The organism is Paenibacillus sinopodophylli (genome assembly GCF_005930355.1).
GTDB classification, from domain to species: Bacteria; Bacillota; Bacilli; order Paenibacillales; family Paenibacillaceae; genus Pristimantibacillus; species Pristimantibacillus sinopodophylli.
Map to the genome: position 1 here is coordinate 363,207 of NZ_VDBO01000003.1, position 19,399 is coordinate 382,605.

Here is a 19,399-nt window from a genome sequence, read left to right on the forward strand (position 1 = left end):
TTCCCCTCTCTCATCTTGCGATATAGCTAAGATTAACCTCATACACAGGCTTTGAAACATAGCTTCGGGAATCAAAATATGGAAACGGGAATCTGCTTATCTTACTTCAACAATAAACATTTATCGGTGCAAACCGCTAGTCTGGAAACGTTACTTCGAAGGCAGAGCCTTCATTCAATTTACTTGCTACCTCTATCCTGCCATTATGGAGTTCGACAATCTTCTGGACAATTGACAGGCCAAGTCCGCTTCCGTCTGCTGTTCTTGTGCGCTGCTTATCTCCTTTGTAGAAACGCTCGAATATGCGAAGCTGGTCTTCCTTAGCTATACCAATGCCGTTGTCCGCAATGACAATGTTCACTTCATTTACTGTGCGGCGAAGTTTAATCTTTATGTTGCCTCGGGCAGGCGTGAACTTAATGGCATTGTGAATCAGATTAACAAAAACTTGGCTAAGCATTTCTTCGCTTGCTGTAACCGTCGTCTCCTCTAGATCCAGCTCGAGCTCCAGCTCCTTCTCCAGCCACTGCGGCTCACAAGCGAGCACAATATTTTCCAGCTGCGTGTCGAGACGGTATGGGTGCAGATCAAGCTGCTGCTGCTCGGCTTCTAGGGTGGTCAGCTTGAGCAGATTATCGCTGATTCTCGAGAGACGTGTCGTTTCCTTCTCAATAATGGATAAGTAATGTCTCTGCTCCTCCAGACTAAGACCTTCGCGTTGAAGCGTACTGGCAAAGCCGCGAATGGACGTTAAGGGAGATTGTATTTCATGAGAGACATTCGATATAAATTGTTGGCGCATTTGCTCAACCTTCTTCAGCTCATAAGCCATATCATTGATGGACTGCATGAAATCACCCACTTGGCCGTGATACTTCTTGCCGCTGCCGAGCATGATATTGAAATCACCTTTAGCCATCAGCTTGAGCGCATCAATCATCTCTTTCCATACCGCTCTTTGCTTAGGCACGGTCAGCACATTCACTATGCCAATGAGAAAAATAAGAATAAGGATGCCCAGTCCCCAATTCACAAGCTGCAGCACATATTCAGGCAGGTCCAGCGGGTGATGCGAATAGAACCATTTGGTCAGCCAATACGCAAGCGAGAAGGCCCCGCCGCTCGACAGGAACAGCACCGAGATTGAACCTGCCAGACGCAGCGCGATGTTGAATGTAGAAAGTCCCCGCTTCACTTCAGTCATTTCAGCGCCTCCAATCGATAGCCGAGACCACGAATCGTAGTAATTTTCACTGAAACGTTCCATGCCATAAACCGCTCGCGCAGCCGATTTATATGCACGTCGAGCGTACGCTCATTGCCGTCAAAGTCATAACCCCAGATCGCCTCGATTAATTGATTGCGCGTCAATGTTCGACCCAAATGCCCGACCAGCATGAACAGCACCTCGAATTCCTTCAGCGGGAGCGTAGTAAACTCTGCACCTATCTTCACCTCGTACGTTTGGCGATCCAGCATGAGCTCTGCTACCGACACTTGCTGTGAAACAGCAATTCGATAGCGCTTCAGCAGCGCCTTAACCCGAACCACAAGCTCCGCCGGATCGAACGGCTTCACCAAATAGTCGTCCGTTCCCAGATTAAAGCCCTTTACCTTATCGCCCATCTCTCCTTTAGCCGTAAGCATAAGCAACGGGATATCATGCTGCTTCCGCAGCTCTCGGCACAGCTCCCAGCCGTCCATATTCGGCATCATAATGTCCAGAATGACCATATCTGCAGTTGCTTGCTCCATATGAGCAAGCGCTGCTTGCCCGTCTGGAGCCTCTTGTACAAGCAGACCCTCCTTCTGGAGAATGACATGAATGAGCTCGCGAATATGTGGATCATCGTCAACTACGAGTATATGCCCCATCTTTATCCCTCATCTCTCGCCCTAGGAAGCCGTTCTGTTCATACGCAGCTGACCGTTTGCGAATTCCCGGTACATGGCATGGCTCGCATAAAGCTGCTCATGGGTTCCCACGCCGGTAATGACGCCTTTCTCTAGGAACACGATTGAATCTGCGTCAACTACCGTCGACAATCGGTGGGCAATGACAACTGTTGTCCTTCCGATCATCAGGTTTTTGAGCGCGTCCTGTACGACCTCCTCTGATTTGCTGTCCAGATTGGAGGTCGCCTCATCCAGCATGAGGATGCGCGGATCACGAAGCAGTGCTCTCGCTATAGCAATCCGCTGCCGCTGACCGCCCGATAGCTTGATGCCTCGTTCTCCCACCTCTGTATCATAGCTGCCTGGCAGCGCTTCGATAAAACCGTCTGCATAGGCCATTCGCGCAGCCTGCTCGATCTCCTCCTGCGTAACCTCACGAGCAAGACCGTAGCATAAATTATCTTTAATGGTACCCGCTATTATTGGACTTTCTTGTGAAACATAACCGATCTGGCTGCGCCATGAACGCAGCGAGGCGTCTCGAATGTCCGTCCCGCCTAATAGAATTGCGCCCGAGGTCGGATCGTAGAATCGCTCCAGCAGGGAGAACAGCGTTGTTTTTCCGCTGCCGCTTGGGCCCACAAGCGCCGTTACCTTGCCTGCTTCGATCGTCAGGCTCACATCACACAGAATCGGCTCCTCGGGCTTATAGGCAAAGGATACATGCTCAACCTGCAGCGTTTGGTTCATTTCTGTTACGATTTTGCCGTTGTCCTGATCTTCCTCTTCTGACTCTATAATACCAATAATGCTCTCCGTCGCACCCATTGCCTTCTGGAATTGCGTGAAGAATTGCGAAATCTGCGTGATTGGCAGCATAATTTGGAACAAATACATAATGAATGCAACTAGCTCTCCGGCAGTCATGGCACCAGAGGATACCTGAACACCGCCAAATCCGATCAAGCATACGAGCAGCAGCAAAATAATAAAGGAGACCATTGGCGAGATTAACGCCTGCATGCGGGCTTCCTTCAAGCCAAAGCCGAATAAGTTTTGAATACCTGTACGCCCTTGCTCATATTCCGCAGGCTCAGAGCCCGATGCCTTCACCAACCGAATTTCCGATACGACACGATTCACAACCGAAGTAAACTTTGCATTCTCGGCTTGAGTTGCCTTCGAGATCGCGTACATTTTACGACCGATCGGCACCATAATAAGGGCAGCCACTGGGAACACGGTCAGCATAATAAGCGTCATTTGCCAGTTCATATAGAATAAAATCGCAAGCGCGCCGACGATGGACAATATGCCGGTGAAGAAACCGGTCACATGCTCAGTGATGAGCCCCTTCAGCAAAGCCGTATCGTTCGTCAGACGGCTGATTGTATCACCTGAGGCTTTGTTGTCATAATACTGGACAGGCAGGCGGAGCAGCTTGCTCCACAGCCGCTCGCGGATGGAGGATACGATCTTGTTGCCGCTGTAATGAAGCAAATATACAGATACGCCGCCTGATACGACCTGTGCAATGAAAGCAACCGCCATACCGACAATCTGTATCGTGCTCAACGAGCCAAGCGAGAAGCCGTTAACCATGTTTTTCGTAAATAAGGGGATCGTCAATCCGACAAGCGTCGTAATAACGCTTAGTATTACCGCTATGGATAACATCATTTTCGGAGGGTTCGTCTCCGTAATCAATCTGATAAAGCGTCTAACATTGCTTTTTTTATGGTGCATCTTGATCTCTCCTCTATCTCTCTTCTCTTACTATGCTGTTTACTTTACCTTCCCTGTTTAAACGCAATGTAAACAAAGCAGCGAGTTGGATGAATACCTTTTAATACCGTTTTGTGAGAAAAGGGTTGCAACTGGCATTGGCACAACGGCAAACCAGCAAAACAGATCAGAGCGTGAAAGAAGCTGTCCCCTTCAAAAAGGTACAGCTTCTTTTTTATGGAAAATGAAAGTAAAATAAATGGATAAGGCTCGGTTTTCTGGGCTTATTCAACGAGAAAGATGAGGGCATTCTATGAATAACAAGCAAGTAGTTATTGGTATCGATGGCGGTGGGACTCATACCCGTGTAATGGTTAGTGATCGTCAGGGGCATATATTAGCCTATCTGGAGCGAGGTTCGGCATCTATATACAAGGACAAGCAGGCAGCGCAGAACGTACAAGGAGCCATTGCTGAGGCGCTGCTTAAGGCAGAGCGAACTACAGCTGACGTATCAGCGCTGGTTGCCGGAATTGCCGGTTATGATGCACCTTCTGATCTCGAATGGATAACGCCATTAACCGAACTGGAAGGTCTCACCTGCCCGAAATTCCATGTGAATGATGCCGTTTCCGCTCATTCGGGTGCGCTGATGGGCAGACCGGGTATTGTCATCATTGCCGGAACGGGATCCATCATAGTAGGCGTGACGGAAGACGGACAATTCATCCGCAATTATGATTTCCATCATTACGCCGCAACTGCCGCTCGATCGATCGCATACGATGCCGTATATGAAGTACTTGCCGGCAGCTATAATGAAACAGACCGCGAGTTTATGGGGTCAATGTTGGCGCATTGGGGCGTTCTAACTTTAGACGAGCTAGCCGACACTGCCAAAAAAGGCTTCAACACCGACCGTCGTGAACGAGATAAGCAGTTCGGCGACTTTGCTCCTGCAATTACGAAAGCAGCAGAACAAGGAAGCTCTGTTGCAGTCCGTGTATGCGAGCGTGCGATTGGTCAAATCAAAGTCGGGATTGAGCTCATTGGCGCCTCCTTCGCAGACGAAGAAGTTGCTGTCACCTTCATAGGCAGCGTGGCAAACAGCACTTATTACTTGCGCACACTGACAGACAAGCTTGCACAAGGGAATAATAAACGCTATCTCATCGTACGGCCGCAATTCCCGCCTGTTATCGGCTCTGTACTGCTCGCGCTGAAACATGCGAATATCGCTGTAGATGAGCACATCATTCATCATCTGCACAGCTATGAGCAAAGCAGTCATTAAACGTATCTACAGACTTGACGATTGTATTCACTCCGCTATGCTATCTTGCAAAAGCGCAGGATAGCATGCGGCTCCTACTTCATCTGCCGATTCTTAGAAAGCTCCCGCAAGCTATCCTTGTAGGTTTCTCCCCACTGCTTCATTTGCAAAATGATCGGTTTCAGCGTTTCCCCAAATTCCGTAAGTGAATACTCCACCTTAGGTGGTACCTGATGATAAACCTCACGATGAACAATCCCATCATTCTCAAGCTCTCGAAGCTGCAAGGTAAGCATGCGCTGCGTAATTGTGGGGCATATTTTGCGAAACTCATTAAATCGCTTCGTTCCATCGATCAGATGATAAAGAATGACGCCTTTCCACTTGCCCCCAATCACGTCCAGCGTAAATTCAACGGGGCAGCCCTCGCCAGACGGACAATCGCCATACCCGCTTATCCGGTCTCTCATTTTATATCTCCCTCTCTTTAACAGTATACAATTTGATACTACATCACATAAATGTGCGTACTTACGCATTTGTAGGTTAACACTTATACTAAATCAAAAGCTAGTCAAAAAGAGAGGAACGATCATCATGACCACAATGAAAGCCATTGGATTACACCGCTATTTGCCAATCGAGAATGTCGAAAGCCTCATCGATCTGACCATAGAAAAGCCTGTTCCTGCGGGACGGGACCTGCTTGTGAAGGTTCAGGCCATTTCTGTTAATCCCGTAGATGTAAAAGTCCGTGCGCCAAAGGAAAAAACGGAAGCTGCACCGCGCGTACTCGGCTGGGATGTCGCTGGCATCGTCGAAGCTGTCGGACCAGATGTATCCCTCTTTAAACCGGGTGACGAGGTTTATTACGCGGGCAGCATTACACGCGCAGGAGGAAACAGCGAATTTCATCTCGTCGATGAACGCATTACCGGCTATAAACCGAAAACGCTTGATTATGCACAAGCTGCGGCTTTGCCGCTTACGGCTATTACAGCTTGGGAAGGTCTATTTGATCGTCTCGGCATCTCACATGACCGCAACCTTAATGAAGGCAAGTCCATCCTAATTATAGGTGCTGCCGGCGGAGTCGGTTCCATCGCCACCCAGCTCGCAACCGAAGCAGGCTTGACCGTAATCGGAACCGCTTCGAGGACAGAATCCGCAGAATGGGTGCGGGCATACGGCGCCCATCATACCATTAATCACCATGCGGCTTTCCTACCTCAGCTGCAAACGCTCGGCTTAGCTTCGGTCGACTACATTTTCTGCCTTAATCAAACGGAGCAACATTGGTCTAGTATGGCCGAAGCTATCGCACCTCAAGGCAAAATTTGCTCCATTGTAGAGATGAGCTCGCCCATCGACCTCACTCTGCTCAAAAACAAAAGCGTAACCTTCGTCTGGGAGCTCATGTTCACGAGAGCCATGTACGAAACGGCAGATATGGAAGAGCAGCATCGACTGCTAAATGAGGTTGCTAAGCGAATCGATAGCGGCACTCTTCGTTCAACCATTGCTAAGCGGCTGTCCCCTATTCATGCGGCTAACCTGCGAGAAGCCCACCAAATCATAGAAACGGGCAGTATGATTGGTAAAATTGTTTTGGAGCATTTTGAGTAATCACAAACGTTACCTGCCACTCAACAAGTGCAGCAGATGAAATGAAAACATTCACCTCATTAACTTCGAATAATGAGGTTGACTTTAACGTTACGTACACCTTTATACTCGGGAAAACATCATTCCAATACGTAAAGGAGAAGTTGCGAATGTCGAATCATGAGACGCTATACGCCAAACAAGCAGTACGCTACCATGAATTAATTGCAAAGCAGCCTAGTTTGAAAATAATTATAGAGGAAATAAGGTCAGTCAGAGGACTCGATGTGGTCGATTTGGGTGCCGGTTCGGGCAGGCTCACTGCTGTACTTGCAGATCAAGCGAGGTCCATTGTTGCGCTTGACGCAGAAGCAGCTATGCTGGAGATCACCGCACAGCGGCTGACACAAGCGGGGTATACGAACTGGAGAACGGGCGTGGCCGATCATCGAAGCTTGCCCTTAGAGGATCAAAGCGCAGATGTAGTCGTATCCGGTTGGAGTATTTGTTACTTGGGCAGCGATGAGCTGCCGGATTGGGAACATAACATTCAACAGGTCATGAATGAAATGAAACGAATACTGCGCCCTGGAGGAACCATCATTATTTTCGAAACGATGGGGACGGGGTTCGAGACACCCAATCCCCCTATCTTCTTGAAGAAGTACTACGCTGCTCTGGAGAATGAGTACGGCTTCAAGCACCGCTGGGTGCGGACTGATTACGATTTCGACAGTGTGGATCAAGCCGAGCAGCTTACGCGCTTCTTCTTCAGTGACGAGCTGGCTGACCGCGTCGCTGATCAGAGGCTTATTCGTCTGCCAGAATGTGCGGGGATCTGGTGGCTGCAGCTATAATCGCTCACCTGCTAGACGTTAGTTCTGCTTCTGGATACATAAGGTCGTCATGCAGCGCTTGCCTGCAACGATGACGGTTTTGAGCGGCTCGTACAGCTGTCCGCTCAGCCTCTCTACAAGCGCAACAATTCGCTCTTCATTTACGAGGAAACGTCTGCTTCCATCAGGAAGCAGAAATTGCCCGTCTCCAAGCGGCGGCATAGCTTCCTCCATCCCAATCGTGGAGGCTAAACGTGCGAACAGCCTGCCGCCAGGGGCGAGCACCCGCCAAAGCTCATCCGTCATCTGCTCGAAATGCTCCTCGTTGTGTGCGAAATGCAGCACCGCACTGCTTATGATGAAGTCGAAGCTTTCGCTTCGGAAGCTAAGCTGCTCAGCAGTCTCCACGCGCGCCTGCTCATCCCGCCAATTCGGCGAGCACTTGGCACCTAGTCTCCGAACTTCTGCAATCGCCGCTTCCGAGCGGTCAAAGGCAACGACCGAATAGCCGCTTTGAAGCAAATAAACGAGATTGCGCCCCGAGCCGCAGCCCGCATCCAATATGCGCATATCCTTCGTCATCCGCCCCTTCAGCAGCTGATCAAACAAATAAATATCGATATCTCCGAATAATGCTTTCAGATCTGTTTCCATACCAACATTCCCTCGCTTTCCTAGCTGTCATCACGCTTTATAGAGGTAGATTGGGGTACGATACATATCCTTGCATACCATAACCTGCTCCGGCTCCCAATCCGGCAGCGCGAACAAAATGCTGACCACGTAAGCTCCAGGCTTTAGCTGCTCACGAAACAGCGGACTCAAACGTCGCATCGCCCCCGGGTACAAATAACATACAACTCTATCCACATCCCGGTAACAATATGTGTATAAATCACACTTCGTAAACGATACATTCATCCGATTCTCAAGCTTTGCCGCGCAAAAAGATATCCACAAGGGGATAACTGAATTTTCGAGCCCTATAATACGCCACCCCCGGAAGCTTCTGCCAAGCTGCAGCGCAAGTGATCCCCAGCCCGAACCCGCCTCGATCATGACACCATCTGACAACGGACCTTGCATGGGCAGACGCTTCATCAACCGAAGAACCTCGCGCCGCACGACAGAGGAGGACGGCATCGGTGAAATGCCGTTTCGCCAGCTTACAAAAACGATGGACATCAAAGCGAGCAGCATTACAGCAGCCGTCGTAAGCAACACGATCTGATACACTAAGCTTTCCATCCTATTCACCTGAACTCTGTGCTCCGCCTGTCTGAGCGAGCAGCGTACCGCTACTCAATCTTCTTCCTGCGCAGCATACGAATTGTTATGATTTATTTCCTCTACGCACTTTCAACTGCTTGCCTTTGACCGTGGTGTTCCTCATCACTTCAAGTACGAGCGAGCCCTTGCCGTTCAGAATCTCCACATCAGTCACATTGTCCAGAATCGTGATAATCCCGATATCGTCAGCGGACACGCCTTCGATCTTGGCAATTGTTCCGACGAAATCGACCGCACGCAGCTTCTTTTTCTTGCCGCCGTTGAAATTAAGCTTCATAATCTGCTTATTTAGCTGCTCGCGCTTGTCCTTCTTCAGCACAGGGCCAATATGCAGCTTCTGCTCGAAGGCTTCTCTGCGAAGATCAACGGCAGTCTCGGACGGCGCCTTTGCCCTCTCGATGGCGAATCCGATATAGCTCTCGATTTCTGCAAGACGTCTTGCGTCCTTAGAAGCCGCGAAGGTAATCGCTTTGCCTGTTTTTCCAGCACGCCCAGTACGGCCTGTACGATGGACATAGCTCTCCTTCTCAAGCGGAATATCGAAGTTGATGACATGTGTAATATTCGAAATGTCGATACCCCGTGCAGCCACATCGGTTGCAATCAAATAGCGGAATTGGCCTCTACGGAACGCATTCATAACCTCGAAGCGCTCATCCTGCTCCATACCGCCATGAATGCGGTCGCATGGATAGTCAAGATCCGCCATCTGCCGGAATACTTGATCGACGTTCTCCTGCGTGCGGCAAAATATGATGCAGCTCTCGGGATTCTCAACGATCATTACATCCTGCAGCAACGCGAATTTATCTGCTTCCTTCACCTCTATAACAGCATGCTCAATCGTTGCAGTCGTCAGCCCAGCCGCTTTGATCTCAACCTGTACAGGCTCATGCATGTATTTATGCGAGAGCTTGGCAATATCCGCAGGGAACGTTGCAGAGAAAAGCATCGTCACTCGGCTCGTCGGCAGCTGCTCAATAATCGCTTGCACCTGCTCAAGAAAGCCCATGTTCAGCATTTCATCGGCTTCGTCGATGACTAAGTACTGAATGCGCTCGATTGGGAGCGTACCGCGTTCGATGTGGTCATGTACACGTCCAGGCGTTCCGACAACCATATGTGTTCTTTGCTTGAGCTCCGCTTTCTGAATATGGAATGGCGCTTTGCCATATACAGCCATTGATTTGATGCGCTTGAAGCGCCCAATATTCGTAATATCCTCATTCACCTGAAGCGCCAGTTCTCTCGTAGGTGTCAGGACAAGCACCTGCGGCTTGTTTTCGTTCCAATCCACAAGTTCGCATAACGGAATGCCATACGCAGCTGTTTTACCACTGCCTGTCTGGGATTTAACGACCAGATCCTGCTGTTTCAATGCTACCGGTACCACTTCTCGCTGTACCTCGGTAGGCGTCTCATAGCCCAAGCTTTCAAGAGCCCTTACAATTTCTTCACTCAGAGCATAATCAGCAAACTTCATTTCACTCATCTATATACCTCTTCTGCATATTATTATGGTTTTCGTACATTTAAGCATAGCATACTAGCTGTCTATTTGATCCAAAAACCTTTCCTTTCGCATTTGAACTAGTGATTAAGGTGCGGCGGACAGGACTCCAGACTCATGCACCTGTAAGCCCTTCGTCTTATTATTGTGCCAATATTGGAAATAAAACACAAAACAATAGTAAACTAAGGCGAATGCCTATCAGCTTTTATGCCATTTGGTAACTACTTTAAGGGAGCGTGTCCGATGAGTGAACAGCAGGAATATCGGTTTCAGGTTAATCTTAGCGGAATGATCAATATATTATCTAATCACTTATATAGCAGTCCAAAAGTCTTTTTGCGCGAGCTTCTGCAGAACGCTACGGACGCCATTACAGCGAGAAGCAGCCTCGATCCTGCCTACAAAGGTCAGGTATCGGTTGAAATCGCCGGCAGCGGCAATAACCTCACCATGACCGTCGAGGATACAGGCATCGGTCTAACTGAAGCGGATATTCACCAATTTCTAGCGATGATAGGCCACTCCTCGAAGGTTGGCAAAGACTTTCTAGCAGCTGAAACTTCTTTCATTGGCCGGTTCGGTATCGGTCTCTTATCTTGCTTCATGGTGAGTGATGAGATTGTGGTACTCACCCAGTCCGCTGCAGACGGTCCGTCCATGGAATGGCGGGGCAAGCCGGATGGCACCTATACGATTCGCAAGCTGGATACGAAGCTATCCATCGGGACGAAAGTCTATTTGCGCTGCAAAGCGGATTGTACCGACTATTTCGATCCCGCTGCGGTAGAGGAATTGCTCTTCTATTACGGGGCGCTGCTGCCGTACCCGGTCACTCTTCTAGCTGGCGGACAGCAGAAGCCCATCAACGCCGTACAGCCGGTCTGGTTCGCCGAGCCCGAGCTTGCTCGCGGCAGGCGCCAAGAGGTTCTTGCGTTCGGAGCACGGCTGCTCTCCGAGCCGTTCGAGGATTTCATCCCGCTGCGCACAGCAAACGGTCGCACCGGCGGCATCGCCTATATTCTGCCGCATAGCGTCAGCTTGAACACAAGGCGCTCGCATAAGGTGTATTTGAAGCAAATGCTGGTGTCGGACAAAGCGGAGAACATATTGCCGGAGTGGGCATTTTTCGTCAAATGTCTCATCTGGACGGATGAGCTTCAGCCCACCGCTTCTAGGGAGCATTTCTATGAGGATGACCGACTGCAATCGGTGCGCGACGAGCTGGGCGATGCAATTAGGGACGAGCTTGTCCGCATCGGGAGCCATGAGCCGGAACGACTTCAGCGTATCATCGCCCTTCATGCTCTGCCTATGAAGGCGCTGGCGGCGGAGGATGCGTCCTTCCTGAATACGATCTATAAATGGCTTACGTTCGAGAGCACCTATGGAGAGCGCACGCTTGGCGAGCTGATAAACGAAAAGAGAAAAATATACTACACTGCTACGGTTGATGAGTATCGCCAGATTACCCATGTGGCTGCTGCACAATCGCTGCTCGTGCTAAACGGCGGATATATATACAACTATCAGCTTCTTGAAGGTATTTCCTATCTGAATCCCGAGCTTGAGCTGGAACGGCTTACACCTGAGGACGTATCGCTGTCCTTCATCGACCTGACGCTGGAGGAGAAGACAAGCTACTACGAAGCGATTCGTCTCGCCGATGTCACGCTGCAGCGATTCCGCTGCCAAATCCAGCTGAAACGGTTCAAACCAACCGAGCTGCCTGCGCTTTATACGCTGTCGAGGGAGTCTTCCGCGCTGCGGTCGCTTGAGAAAGCACAGGAATCAAGTCCCGATCTGCTGTCCTCTGTGCTCAGCAATCTAGGTGCAAGCATGGGGGAGTCGGCTTATTCTACCTTATATTTCAATCTGGACAATCCGCTAATCGAGCGGTTATTCACCACTGGCAGTAAAGAAATGCTGCCGGCGGCTGTGGAGATGCTGTATACTAACGCACTAATGATGGGGCACTATCCGATGAGCCGTCAAGAGCTTGCTGTTCTTAACCAAGGCATCGTCCGCTTCATTGAATGGGGCTTGACCGCGAACGCGGGGAACGGAGGAGCTAAATGATGAACAATGACTTCGAGACACTCATGGACGAAGCCTATGATCTGCCCGATGGCCTTGCAAAGCTTGAGATTCTAGAAGCGGCAGCCCGCTATGCCGATTCTGAAGGCAATATTGAACAAGGTTATGAGGCGAGAGCCGAGATTGTTCAAACGGCCATTTTTCACGGGTATCCGCTCAAGGCGCTCATTGCGTTCTCCTGGCAGCTTGGGCAATACGATCGCAGCCCTGAATCGTTCGAAAGCTTTAATCTCATGTGGTCCTACAAGTGGATTGTCGGACAAATCTCTCACTTCCCAGAAATTCCACTCCATAAGATTGAGGAACTCGTCGAGGATCTGGGCAAGCGCTACAAAGAGCATGGATACAACGAGCGCACTTATTTCTATTATCGCTTTCGTACTGCTATGGATTTGGGTCAAATGGACAAGGCTCAAAACTATATCGAGCTCTTCCAGAAAGCCGATCGGGATCATATGAGCGACTGTGATGCTTGCGAGCAGAATCAGATCGTACAGTTCCATTCCCTGCTCGGGGAGCATGAGAAGGCGCTTGAAGCGGCGAAGCCCATTCTATCCGGCGATATGAGCTGCGCAGAGGTACCGCATATTACACTTGCCTACCTGCTGCTTCCTATGCTGGAGCTGCAATCTGAGCAGGAGGCACGGAAAACCCATATTAGGGGCTATCGGCTAATTAAGGGCAAACGCGACTTTGTTGAGACAATAGGCAGGCATATGGCCTTTCTAGCTCTAACAGACGTCAAGAAAGGCATCGACTTATTCGAGCATCATCTAGCGATGGCGCAAGATCACGAGGATCCTTTCCATCGAATGATTTTCTATCTCTATAGTGCCAAGCTGCTGAAGCAGCTTGCAGCAAGCGGCTCGAAATATCGGCCGCGACTGCCGGTATCCTTCCTCGGAACGGAAGAGGACACTAGTCTGGACTCCCTAGCTGACCACTTTGCCCAGCTTGCGCTGTCATCTGCTCAGCAATACGACACGCGCAATGGTAATTCTTATTACATGGAAACGGCAGAAGCTGTGCTGCGTCCATAACGGAAAGGCTTCTCCTCCTTGTCTATCACAGACCAGAGGGAGAAGCCTTTTTTTGGCCCGAGCATGCTTGCTTATACTGTGCCCATGGCCATATCCAGATGGCTCAAACACTTATTTTTCCCTGTGTGGCATCATGAATATGCAGTCTTTTCACAGCATAACAAGGTGAAACGGCTGTCGCCGTCCTTTGGCGGTGCAGCGCGTTTCAGTCCGAGAAATATAAGCCCTTTATAAGTCGAAAAACTTATACATTCTTATATTTTCAAAATACTTAAAACTTTTTTCGAAATAAAGTGATCCAACTTTTCATTCCCATCGTGAGCCTTAGTAAGAAAGCAAAACAACAACTCACGAGGAGAGTGAATGAACCATGAAAATGAAAAAATGGCTTGCCCCTGTACTTAGCTTATCACTGCTTCTACCCGCCCTTGCTGGAACACAGAGTGTACGTGCACAATCAATGAAACCAACCGTTGAAACACCAGCGGTCGAATTACGAGCTGGACTCGATTACTTATTGTCCGAGCATTTCACATTAGCGGTCGTGTCTATGACCAAAGCTTATGACGGCGCAACGGATGCGGCAGCAGCACAAGCCGCACTTGACCAGAATGCTAAAGATATGGTGCCTGCCATCGCTTCCATTTATGGTGACGCTGGTGCCAAAGAATTCGACCGCATCTTCGCAGCTCATAACGGCTATACAGACAAATATGTAAAAGCAGTAAAAACAAAAGATACGATGAGCCAATCAGCAGCACGCAGCGAGCTCGAAGCGTTCGCTAAGGAATTCGGAAGCTTCCTAGGCGCTGCTACGGAAGGCAACCTGCCCGCTTCCGCTGCACAAGACGCCGTTCGTACACATGAGGAGCAAGTGCTGGAAGTGTTCGATTCTTATGCAGCTGGCAATTACAAAGCAGCATATACCGAGTTCCGTGAGGGCCTAGGCTTTATGTTCGGTGTCAGCGATGTCTTATCGGATGCCATCACGACCCAATTCCCGGCCAAATTCAACAATACCAGCTCTGACACGCCTGCCGGAGATTTACGCTCCGCGTTGAACCATCTGGCGGCTGAGCACTATGCTTTAGCCGTTCTGAGCATGCAGAAGGGCTTCGACAAATCGCCCGCCTATGCTGCGCTCCTAGAAGCACAAGACGGCAACACCAATGATTTCACAGCTGCCATTACATCTATCTATGGTGCTGATGGCGGTGCAGCATTCAAGAAAGTATGGACCGGTGATCATATCTTCGCACAAGACGAAATCATCAAAGCTGTACTAGCCGGCGATTCAGCAGCAATTAGCAAAGCAAGAGCAAAGCTCGATACCTTCTCCTCAGAGTTCGGTAAATTCCTCGGAACAGCAACAGGCGAGAACCTGCCTACCGCAGGCGCGACTGCAGCTGTGGCCGAGCATGAGAAGCTTGTCCTTGAAGCATTTGATATCTACCAATCAGCAAGCAAGACAGGTCTATATGACAGCTTCCGCAAAGGCTACAGCTTCATGTTCGGTGTAGGAAAAGCGCTTGGCGGCGCCATCGTGACGCAGAAGCCAGAGCTGTTCCAAGTTGCTCCACCCGTTACACAGCCTGAGAATCCGAATGCTGTCACAAGCATCTGGTTCCAAATTGGCAACAAAAACGCTCAAATAAACGGCAAAAACGCGATGATGGACGTTGCACCTTATGTTAAGCAAGGTACTACATTCGTCTCTCTTAGAACGTTGACGAGCACGCTCGGCGCGGATGTAAAGTATGTGCCGTCGAACAAAACCGTGGAACTTAAACTGGGTACAGACAAGGTTGTGTTCTGGTTAGGCAAAAACATCATCCAAGTCAACGGTGAAAACGTTAAGCTCGATGCCGTCGTTCACATCAAAGAAGGCCGCACACAAGTACCGCTTCGCTTTATCGCAGAATGGCTTGGTTGGAATGTGAATTTCAACAAAAGCAACCAATCTGCTACATTAACGAAAGCCATGTAATACATTACAATTGCAGACTAGAGACAAAAGAAGCTCCTGACCGCCATAGTCAGGAGCTTCTTCTCGTTTGATTAACCTTATTACTCAAAGGCTCCGATATTGATCGTTTTACCGCTTACCCGTGCTTTTCCATCAAAGTCGTACGTATTCCATAAATTGCGATCACTATATCCCCGATCTATCGCAGGTGAGCCTGATTTGAGATGAAGATCAAAGCTTTTTGTTTGAACAAACCTAGGATCCACAAATAATGAATGAGCATCCTGACCCGTACCGGATTGATAAGCAGCCAATCCCGAATATGATTTATTTTTCCATACCCATTGCGCCTTTGCACCAGTCCCTGGACTGAAATATAGATTATAGTCAACGACATTGCCTGTGTTTTTCTTGTATTCGTTCGCTATCATCTTATTCCCAGAGCCAGCAGCTATGATGTTGTTTCGTATGAGGTTGTTGCTTGTATCGTACTGGATTAATAGCTGTCCACTGCCTGAGCCGGAGGTATCATTGTTGTATAAGGTGTTATTAACAATGCTGCTGCCTGTCGTAGAGCCGCGCTGCTTATCATAGCCTCCAAGTGCGATTCCGGTTAACCGGTTGCTATGAATGACGTTGCTGCGAACGGTAATGCCGCTTGTCGCTTTGCCCTTATGCTCGGAGGCCAGCTCGACTCCAATGTCGTTGTTGTAGCTTAGATTACGTTCTACGACAACGTTCTTTCCGCCATCGATATAAATACCCCCTGCCGCATTGCTGTCATTGGGCAGCTTTTTTCCATAAGATGGGTTGTTGTTAGATGAAATATTGTATACCGTATTTCCTTGTATGAGCCCGTTTCGCGCTTGATCGAATGCCGATTTCGGAGCGACCCCTTCAAAACCGATAATATCAATTCCTATATTGTCGTTATCATAGATGCGATTATTTGATATGGTGAATTGCTCGATATTGCCGTTAAGTACGAGCGACTCACTGGACCCGAGCACCAGATTATGCAGTTTATTGCCATCGATTATTATATGATGAAGGGATTGCGGCGCCTTGGTTCCGTATACGGCAATACCATGTGCATCACGGCCCCGTAAGCTCTTGCCTGTAGGAGCAGCCGTATTCTGAATGCTATGAATATTATTATTCGTGAGCTGAATATAGCTTCCCGCGCCTTGAACGAGAATACCAACGGGAGCCGTATCGTTTGCACGCGACTTATAATTCCGTATTTCCAAGCCATTTATATGAATATAGCTTGCATCGTTAACGGTAATGAGACCCTCTCTGCCCTCTACCGTAAGCCCTGTCCCGTCCAATATGACCTTCTCGGAGCCATAATTGGAATACGTTATTGCTCCCTTGGCAGCGGAACCGGAGCGAGTGACGACAAGCTTTTGTTTATATACGCCGCTGCGCACATACACCGTGCTGCCCGCCTCTGCAAGATCCGCAGCATGCTGCAGTGTTTTCCAAGGTGAATCTAACGTCCCTGCATTCGCATCGCTGCCTGTGGGAGCGATAAAATAGGCAGTCTCCTCGGTCGAATTGGCGAACTCTTGTTTCTCCCCTATGAATAGCCCCGATAACGTGATGCCCAGCAATAAAAGGCTGATTAATTTGGTGTGTAGCATCGCTGTTCCCCTTTCATTGCCACATGATGGACGGTGTTGTACCTACCCTATCATACTAGCAATTGTCCGAATACGATAGAAACCAGCCTGCTCGATTTCCTGAGTAAGCTCGTTTTGCGTTGTTTCCGAATACTCTGGGTAAAAATATTCTGATGGATATATTCGCCTCTGCGAACCAGTACTATAAAAAGTGAGTACTATCTGACTAATGATTGGGTCATTATAATACAAGACATACCAACTAGAAAGGCATGTGAGTCCAATGCTACGACTAAACCTAACACGCGTCGGCTTCCTAATGGGCGTGTCCCTGCTCCTTGCTGCCATCATCTACTTCTTCGCTGCCAACTGGAGCGGCCTTGATCGTGCCGATAAAATTCTCGCCTCTGCTGGAATAATGGTGTTATTCTACGGGGCATCCGCTTTTTTTGCCAAATTAAAAATCATGCTCGGGCACCATTCCTTCCTTTCAGCAATCTTACTGGTCGGTGGATGTGTTTCGTTCGGTGCCGCAGTAGCGCTGCTCAATCAAGTCTACAATTCGCATGCAGACACCTATGAGCTTTTTTTTGTATGGTCGGTTCCTGCACTGCTGCTCTCTTTTATTACGCGCTTTAACCCTTTCTATGTGCTGTCCTATATACTTGTACATGTAACACTGTGGCAATACTTTTTCCCGAATGCGATGTACATTGCACGTACAGATAATGAGCTTTGGCTAATTGGCTGCTTGTTTGCGCTCATCAATCTCATCCTATTCCTGCTCACGCAGGGCAAGCTGCTGCATTCCGCACCGATTCGATTCGTCAGCTTCATCGTCTTCCATATTGCCCTACTCGTTCTATCCAACTCTACACAATTCGAGCAGTTTGGACCTTGGATGAACATCGTTTGCTTAGCTGCGATTGCCGCAGGGTTCTACTACTTCATCCGTGTTCGACTGGATAAGCTCATGCTGACACTGAATGCGCTCGCAGCATCCGCTTTTGCCGTATTCAAATTTCTGGAGCTGCTGAGCGAGCATGCTTCAACTGCATTCTTTGTGTACGGTCTGCTCTTCGTCGCCTTGCTGCTTGGCGCAAACTTCTTTTTCTTCCGGTTCCTCAATCGACTTGGCTTAGGTGAAGCAAGCGAGGAAGAGCAGCCTGCAGATCATGCTGGAGAAGAACGTCATAGCGCAGTCGTCGGCCATATCGTATCCACGATTGTGACCGTAATCGGCGTACTGATCGGGAGCATCTCATTGGTTGGCTTAGTACTCGTCTCCTCGAGCCAAGTAGAGCCACAACATGTCTTGCTCGTAATTTCATTCCTGTTCGTATTGCCGATGCTTCTGCTCCCACGTCTTAATCCAGCTATCCGTTATACGGTTCTTACGATGGGGTACGCTGCCGGTATGATTGCCATTGGTTGGATGGATACTGCACCACTCACTTTACTATTCCTAGTCGTAACGATAGCTGGCTGGTTCAAGCTGCACGGACGGGCACAACATCTCTTTCTCTACTCGCTCATCAACCTGAACATCGCCATTCTGCTGTTCCAGCTGTTCGAATATACGCAGCATGCTTCATCCTTTATCGTGCTCATCATGGCTGTCCTGAACGCCGTCTTCTTTGCCAGTCATTATCTGCTCGGTGATAGCGCCATGAAACAGCATTTGCGTGAGTGCGGGCTGTTGTTTACTCTGCTGCTTCTGTTCTGGCTAACCTTCATGGAGGATATTTTCCCAGGCTCCTATGAGCTGTTTAACCTGCTGAACTTCCTTGTTGTTACCGTATTAGCCTTCTTGTTCGTACGCAAAGGTCAATCGCTCGAAGCAGCAGCCAGCCTTGTGTTCTGGTTCATCTTTATCGGGTTCAAATATTATGATCTATTCTGGACGCTGCTCCACAAATCAATAACCTTAGCGTTGCTTGGCATGATCGTAATTGCAGCTACGTATTTATTCGCGTACCGGACACGTGCCAGTGTGCCAGAGAATACGGATGCATACAACCGAATGCTGCACAAGCACCCGATATGGCTAATTATCGTGATTGTGCTCCAGCTCGGTTATATCGGCTATCATGCCGCTTCAAGCGAAATTCTCCTCTCAGGAGGAACCCCTGTAAAGCTTGCGATCGAGCCACTTGATCCAAGATCACTCTTGCAGGGCGATTACGTTAGACTTAACTACACCATATCGTCACCGCCATCTCAGGCAGTTAAGGAATTAGAAGCCCATGACGGATCGAAACGGGTCAAAGCAGTGCTCATGGAGGACGCTGACGGTGTTTACCAATTCAGCCGTTTATACAAGCAGGGTGAGTCGTTAAATCCCAAGGAAATCATCATAAATGGTATCTACAATGGCTGGGATGGCATTTATTACGGCATCGAAACCTACTTCGTTCCGGAGGGCACCGGTACCGAAACCGAGCGCAACGCCAAGTTCGCATATGTAAGGGTCGGTAAGAGCGGCGACTCCCTTCTTGAGCGATTAAGCAAAGATTAAGCGCCATGCTCAGCTCAA

General features: G+C 49.1%; 16 protein-coding genes. 7 read left to right on the forward strand and 9 right to left on the reverse strand.

The window, feature by feature from the left end; translation table 11 throughout:
* Positions 1–136: 136 nt before the first annotated feature.
* The 3 genes from FGT79_RS16555 to FGT79_RS16565 are packed head-to-tail and all read right to left on the reverse strand — an operon-like array spanning position 137 to position 3,642.
* Positions 137–1,204, reverse strand: a complete 1,068-nt coding sequence (locus FGT79_RS16555) for a sensor histidine kinase (RefSeq protein WP_138753920.1) — start codon at positions 1,202–1,204, stop codon at positions 137–139.
* Complete coding sequence (locus FGT79_RS16560; RefSeq protein ID WP_138753921.1) at positions 1,201–1,875, reverse strand: response regulator transcription factor; 675 nt, start codon at positions 1,873–1,875, stop codon at positions 1,201–1,203. Before FGT79_RS16560 ends, FGT79_RS16555 begins: the two co-directional genes overlap by 4 nt.
* A gap of 21 nt (positions 1,876–1,896) precedes the next feature.
* Complete coding sequence (locus FGT79_RS16565) at positions 1,897–3,642, reverse strand: ABC transporter ATP-binding protein (protein WP_138753922.1); 1,746 nt, start codon at positions 3,640–3,642, stop codon at positions 1,897–1,899.
* Between the two features lie 292 nt (positions 3,643–3,934).
* On the opposite strand from FGT79_RS16565, the gene FGT79_RS16570 reads away from it, so the two are divergent.
* The gene (locus FGT79_RS16570) at positions 3,935–4,915 is read left to right on the forward strand and encodes an N-acetylglucosamine kinase (RefSeq protein WP_138753923.1); all 981 of its coding nucleotides are present in this window, start codon (positions 3,935–3,937) and stop codon (positions 4,913–4,915) included.
* Positions 4,916–4,989: 74 nt separating this feature from the next.
* Here the strand turns inward: FGT79_RS16570 and FGT79_RS16575 are convergent, their stop codons facing one another.
* Positions 4,990–5,364, reverse strand: a complete 375-nt coding sequence (locus FGT79_RS16575; RefSeq protein ID WP_138753924.1) for a winged helix-turn-helix transcriptional regulator — start codon at positions 5,362–5,364, stop codon at positions 4,990–4,992.
* A 127-nt stretch (positions 5,365–5,491) separates the two neighbouring features.
* Between FGT79_RS16575 and FGT79_RS16580 the strand changes: the two genes are divergently transcribed.
* On the forward strand, positions 5,492–6,520 hold the full coding sequence (locus FGT79_RS16580; RefSeq protein ID WP_171056281.1) for a zinc-binding alcohol dehydrogenase family protein: 1,029 nt from the start codon (positions 5,492–5,494) through the stop codon (positions 6,518–6,520).
* A 149-nt stretch (positions 6,521–6,669) separates the two neighbouring features.
* Positions 6,670–7,356, forward strand: coding sequence for a class I SAM-dependent methyltransferase (locus FGT79_RS16585; RefSeq protein WP_138753925.1), 687 nt, complete (start codon positions 6,670–6,672; stop codon positions 7,354–7,356).
* 18 nt (positions 7,357–7,374) lie between these two features.
* On the opposite strand, the gene FGT79_RS16590 is transcribed toward FGT79_RS16585, so the two are convergent.
* The 3 genes from FGT79_RS16590 to FGT79_RS16600 all read right to left on the reverse strand — a co-directional run bounded on the left by FGT79_RS16590 (position 7,375) and on the right by FGT79_RS16600 (position 10,117).
* Positions 7,375–7,989 carry a class I SAM-dependent methyltransferase gene (locus FGT79_RS16590; protein ID WP_138753926.1) on the reverse strand — a complete coding sequence of 205 codons (615 nt, stop codon included), beginning with the start codon at positions 7,987–7,989 and terminating at the stop codon, positions 7,375–7,377.
* 30 nt (positions 7,990–8,019) lie between these two features.
* On the reverse strand, positions 8,020–8,583 hold the full coding sequence (locus FGT79_RS16595; RefSeq protein ID WP_138753927.1) for a class I SAM-dependent methyltransferase: 564 nt from the start codon (positions 8,581–8,583) through the stop codon (positions 8,020–8,022).
* Between the two features lie 85 nt (positions 8,584–8,668).
* The gene (locus tag FGT79_RS16600) at positions 8,669–10,117 is read right to left on the reverse strand and encodes a DEAD/DEAH box helicase (RefSeq protein WP_138753928.1); all 1,449 of its coding nucleotides are present in this window, start codon (positions 10,115–10,117) and stop codon (positions 8,669–8,671) included.
* A 264-nt stretch (positions 10,118–10,381) separates the two neighbouring features.
* Here FGT79_RS16600 and FGT79_RS16605 point away from each other — a divergent pair, with 264 nt between their 5' ends.
* From FGT79_RS16605 to FGT79_RS16615, 3 genes are all read left to right on the forward strand, one after another.
* On the forward strand, positions 10,382–12,214 hold the full coding sequence (locus FGT79_RS16605) for an HSP90 family protein (protein WP_138753929.1): 1,833 nt from the start codon (positions 10,382–10,384) through the stop codon (positions 12,212–12,214).
* Complete coding sequence (locus tag FGT79_RS16610) at positions 12,211–13,272, forward strand: hypothetical protein (RefSeq protein ID WP_246096464.1); 1,062 nt, start codon at positions 12,211–12,213, stop codon at positions 13,270–13,272. The genes FGT79_RS16605 and FGT79_RS16610 overlap by 4 nt, the downstream gene beginning before the upstream one ends.
* Positions 13,273–13,642: 370 nt before the next feature.
* Positions 13,643–15,259 (forward strand): copper amine oxidase N-terminal domain-containing protein, encoded by a 1,617-nt coding sequence (locus FGT79_RS16615; RefSeq protein WP_138753930.1) that lies wholly within the window; start codon positions 13,643–13,645, stop codon positions 15,257–15,259.
* 80 nt (positions 15,260–15,339) lie between these two features.
* Here the strand turns inward: FGT79_RS16615 and FGT79_RS32730 are convergent, their stop codons facing one another.
* On the reverse strand, positions 15,340–15,669 hold the full coding sequence (locus FGT79_RS32730) for a choice-of-anchor Q domain-containing protein (protein ID WP_484217460.1): 330 nt from the start codon (positions 15,667–15,669) through the stop codon (positions 15,340–15,342).
* A gap of 982 nt (positions 15,670–16,651) precedes the next feature.
* A complete protein-coding gene (locus FGT79_RS32570) occupies positions 16,652–16,870 on the reverse strand; it encodes a hypothetical protein (RefSeq protein ID WP_425465023.1) in 219 nt (72 codons plus the stop codon).
* A 276-nt stretch (positions 16,871–17,146) separates the two neighbouring features.
* Between FGT79_RS32570 and FGT79_RS16625 the strand changes: the two genes are divergently transcribed.
* The gene (locus tag FGT79_RS16625; RefSeq protein WP_171056282.1) at positions 17,147–19,381 is read left to right on the forward strand and encodes a GDYXXLXY domain-containing protein; all 2,235 of its coding nucleotides are present in this window, start codon (positions 17,147–17,149) and stop codon (positions 19,379–19,381) included.
* The last annotated feature ends 18 nt before the right edge of the window (positions 19,382–19,399 follow it).

Coding starts and splice junctions, on each gene's coding strand:
- FGT79_RS16610 (WP_246096464.1), top strand. CDS start 12,211: ATGATGAACAATGACTTCGAGACACTCATGGACGAAGCCTATGATCTG.
- FGT79_RS16570 (WP_138753923.1), top strand. CDS start 3,935: ATGAATAACAAGCAAGTAGTTATTGGTATCGATGGCGGTGGGACTCAT.
- FGT79_RS32730 (WP_484217460.1), bottom strand. CDS start 15,669: ATGATAGCGAACGAATACAAGAAAAACACAGGCAATGTCGTTGACTAT.
- FGT79_RS16590 (WP_138753926.1), bottom strand. CDS start 7,989: ATGGAAACAGATCTGAAAGCATTATTCGGAGATATCGATATTTATTTG.
- FGT79_RS16585 (WP_138753925.1), top strand. CDS start 6,670: ATGTCGAATCATGAGACGCTATACGCCAAACAAGCAGTACGCTACCAT.
- FGT79_RS16560 (WP_138753921.1), bottom strand. CDS start 1,875: ATGGGGCATATACTCGTAGTTGACGATGATCCACATATTCGCGAGCTC.
- FGT79_RS16615 (WP_138753930.1), top strand. CDS start 13,643: ATGAAAATGAAAAAATGGCTTGCCCCTGTACTTAGCTTATCACTGCTT.
- FGT79_RS16580 (WP_171056281.1), top strand. CDS start 5,492: ATGACCACAATGAAAGCCATTGGATTACACCGCTATTTGCCAATCGAG.
- FGT79_RS16565 (WP_138753922.1), bottom strand. CDS start 3,642: ATGCACCATAAAAAAAGCAATGTTAGACGCTTTATCAGATTGATTACG.
- FGT79_RS16605 (WP_138753929.1), top strand. CDS start 10,382: ATGAGTGAACAGCAGGAATATCGGTTTCAGGTTAATCTTAGCGGAATG.
- FGT79_RS16555 (WP_138753920.1), bottom strand. CDS start 1,204: ATGACTGAAGTGAAGCGGGGACTTTCTACATTCAACATCGCGCTGCGT.
- FGT79_RS16595 (WP_138753927.1), bottom strand. CDS start 8,583: ATGGAAAGCTTAGTGTATCAGATCGTGTTGCTTACGACGGCTGCTGTA.
- FGT79_RS16625 (WP_171056282.1), top strand. CDS start 17,147: ATGCTACGACTAAACCTAACACGCGTCGGCTTCCTAATGGGCGTGTCC.
- FGT79_RS16600 (WP_138753928.1), bottom strand. CDS start 10,117: ATGAGTGAAATGAAGTTTGCTGATTATGCTCTGAGTGAAGAAATTGTA.
- FGT79_RS16575 (WP_138753924.1), bottom strand. CDS start 5,364: ATGAGAGACCGGATAAGCGGGTATGGCGATTGTCCGTCTGGCGAGGGC.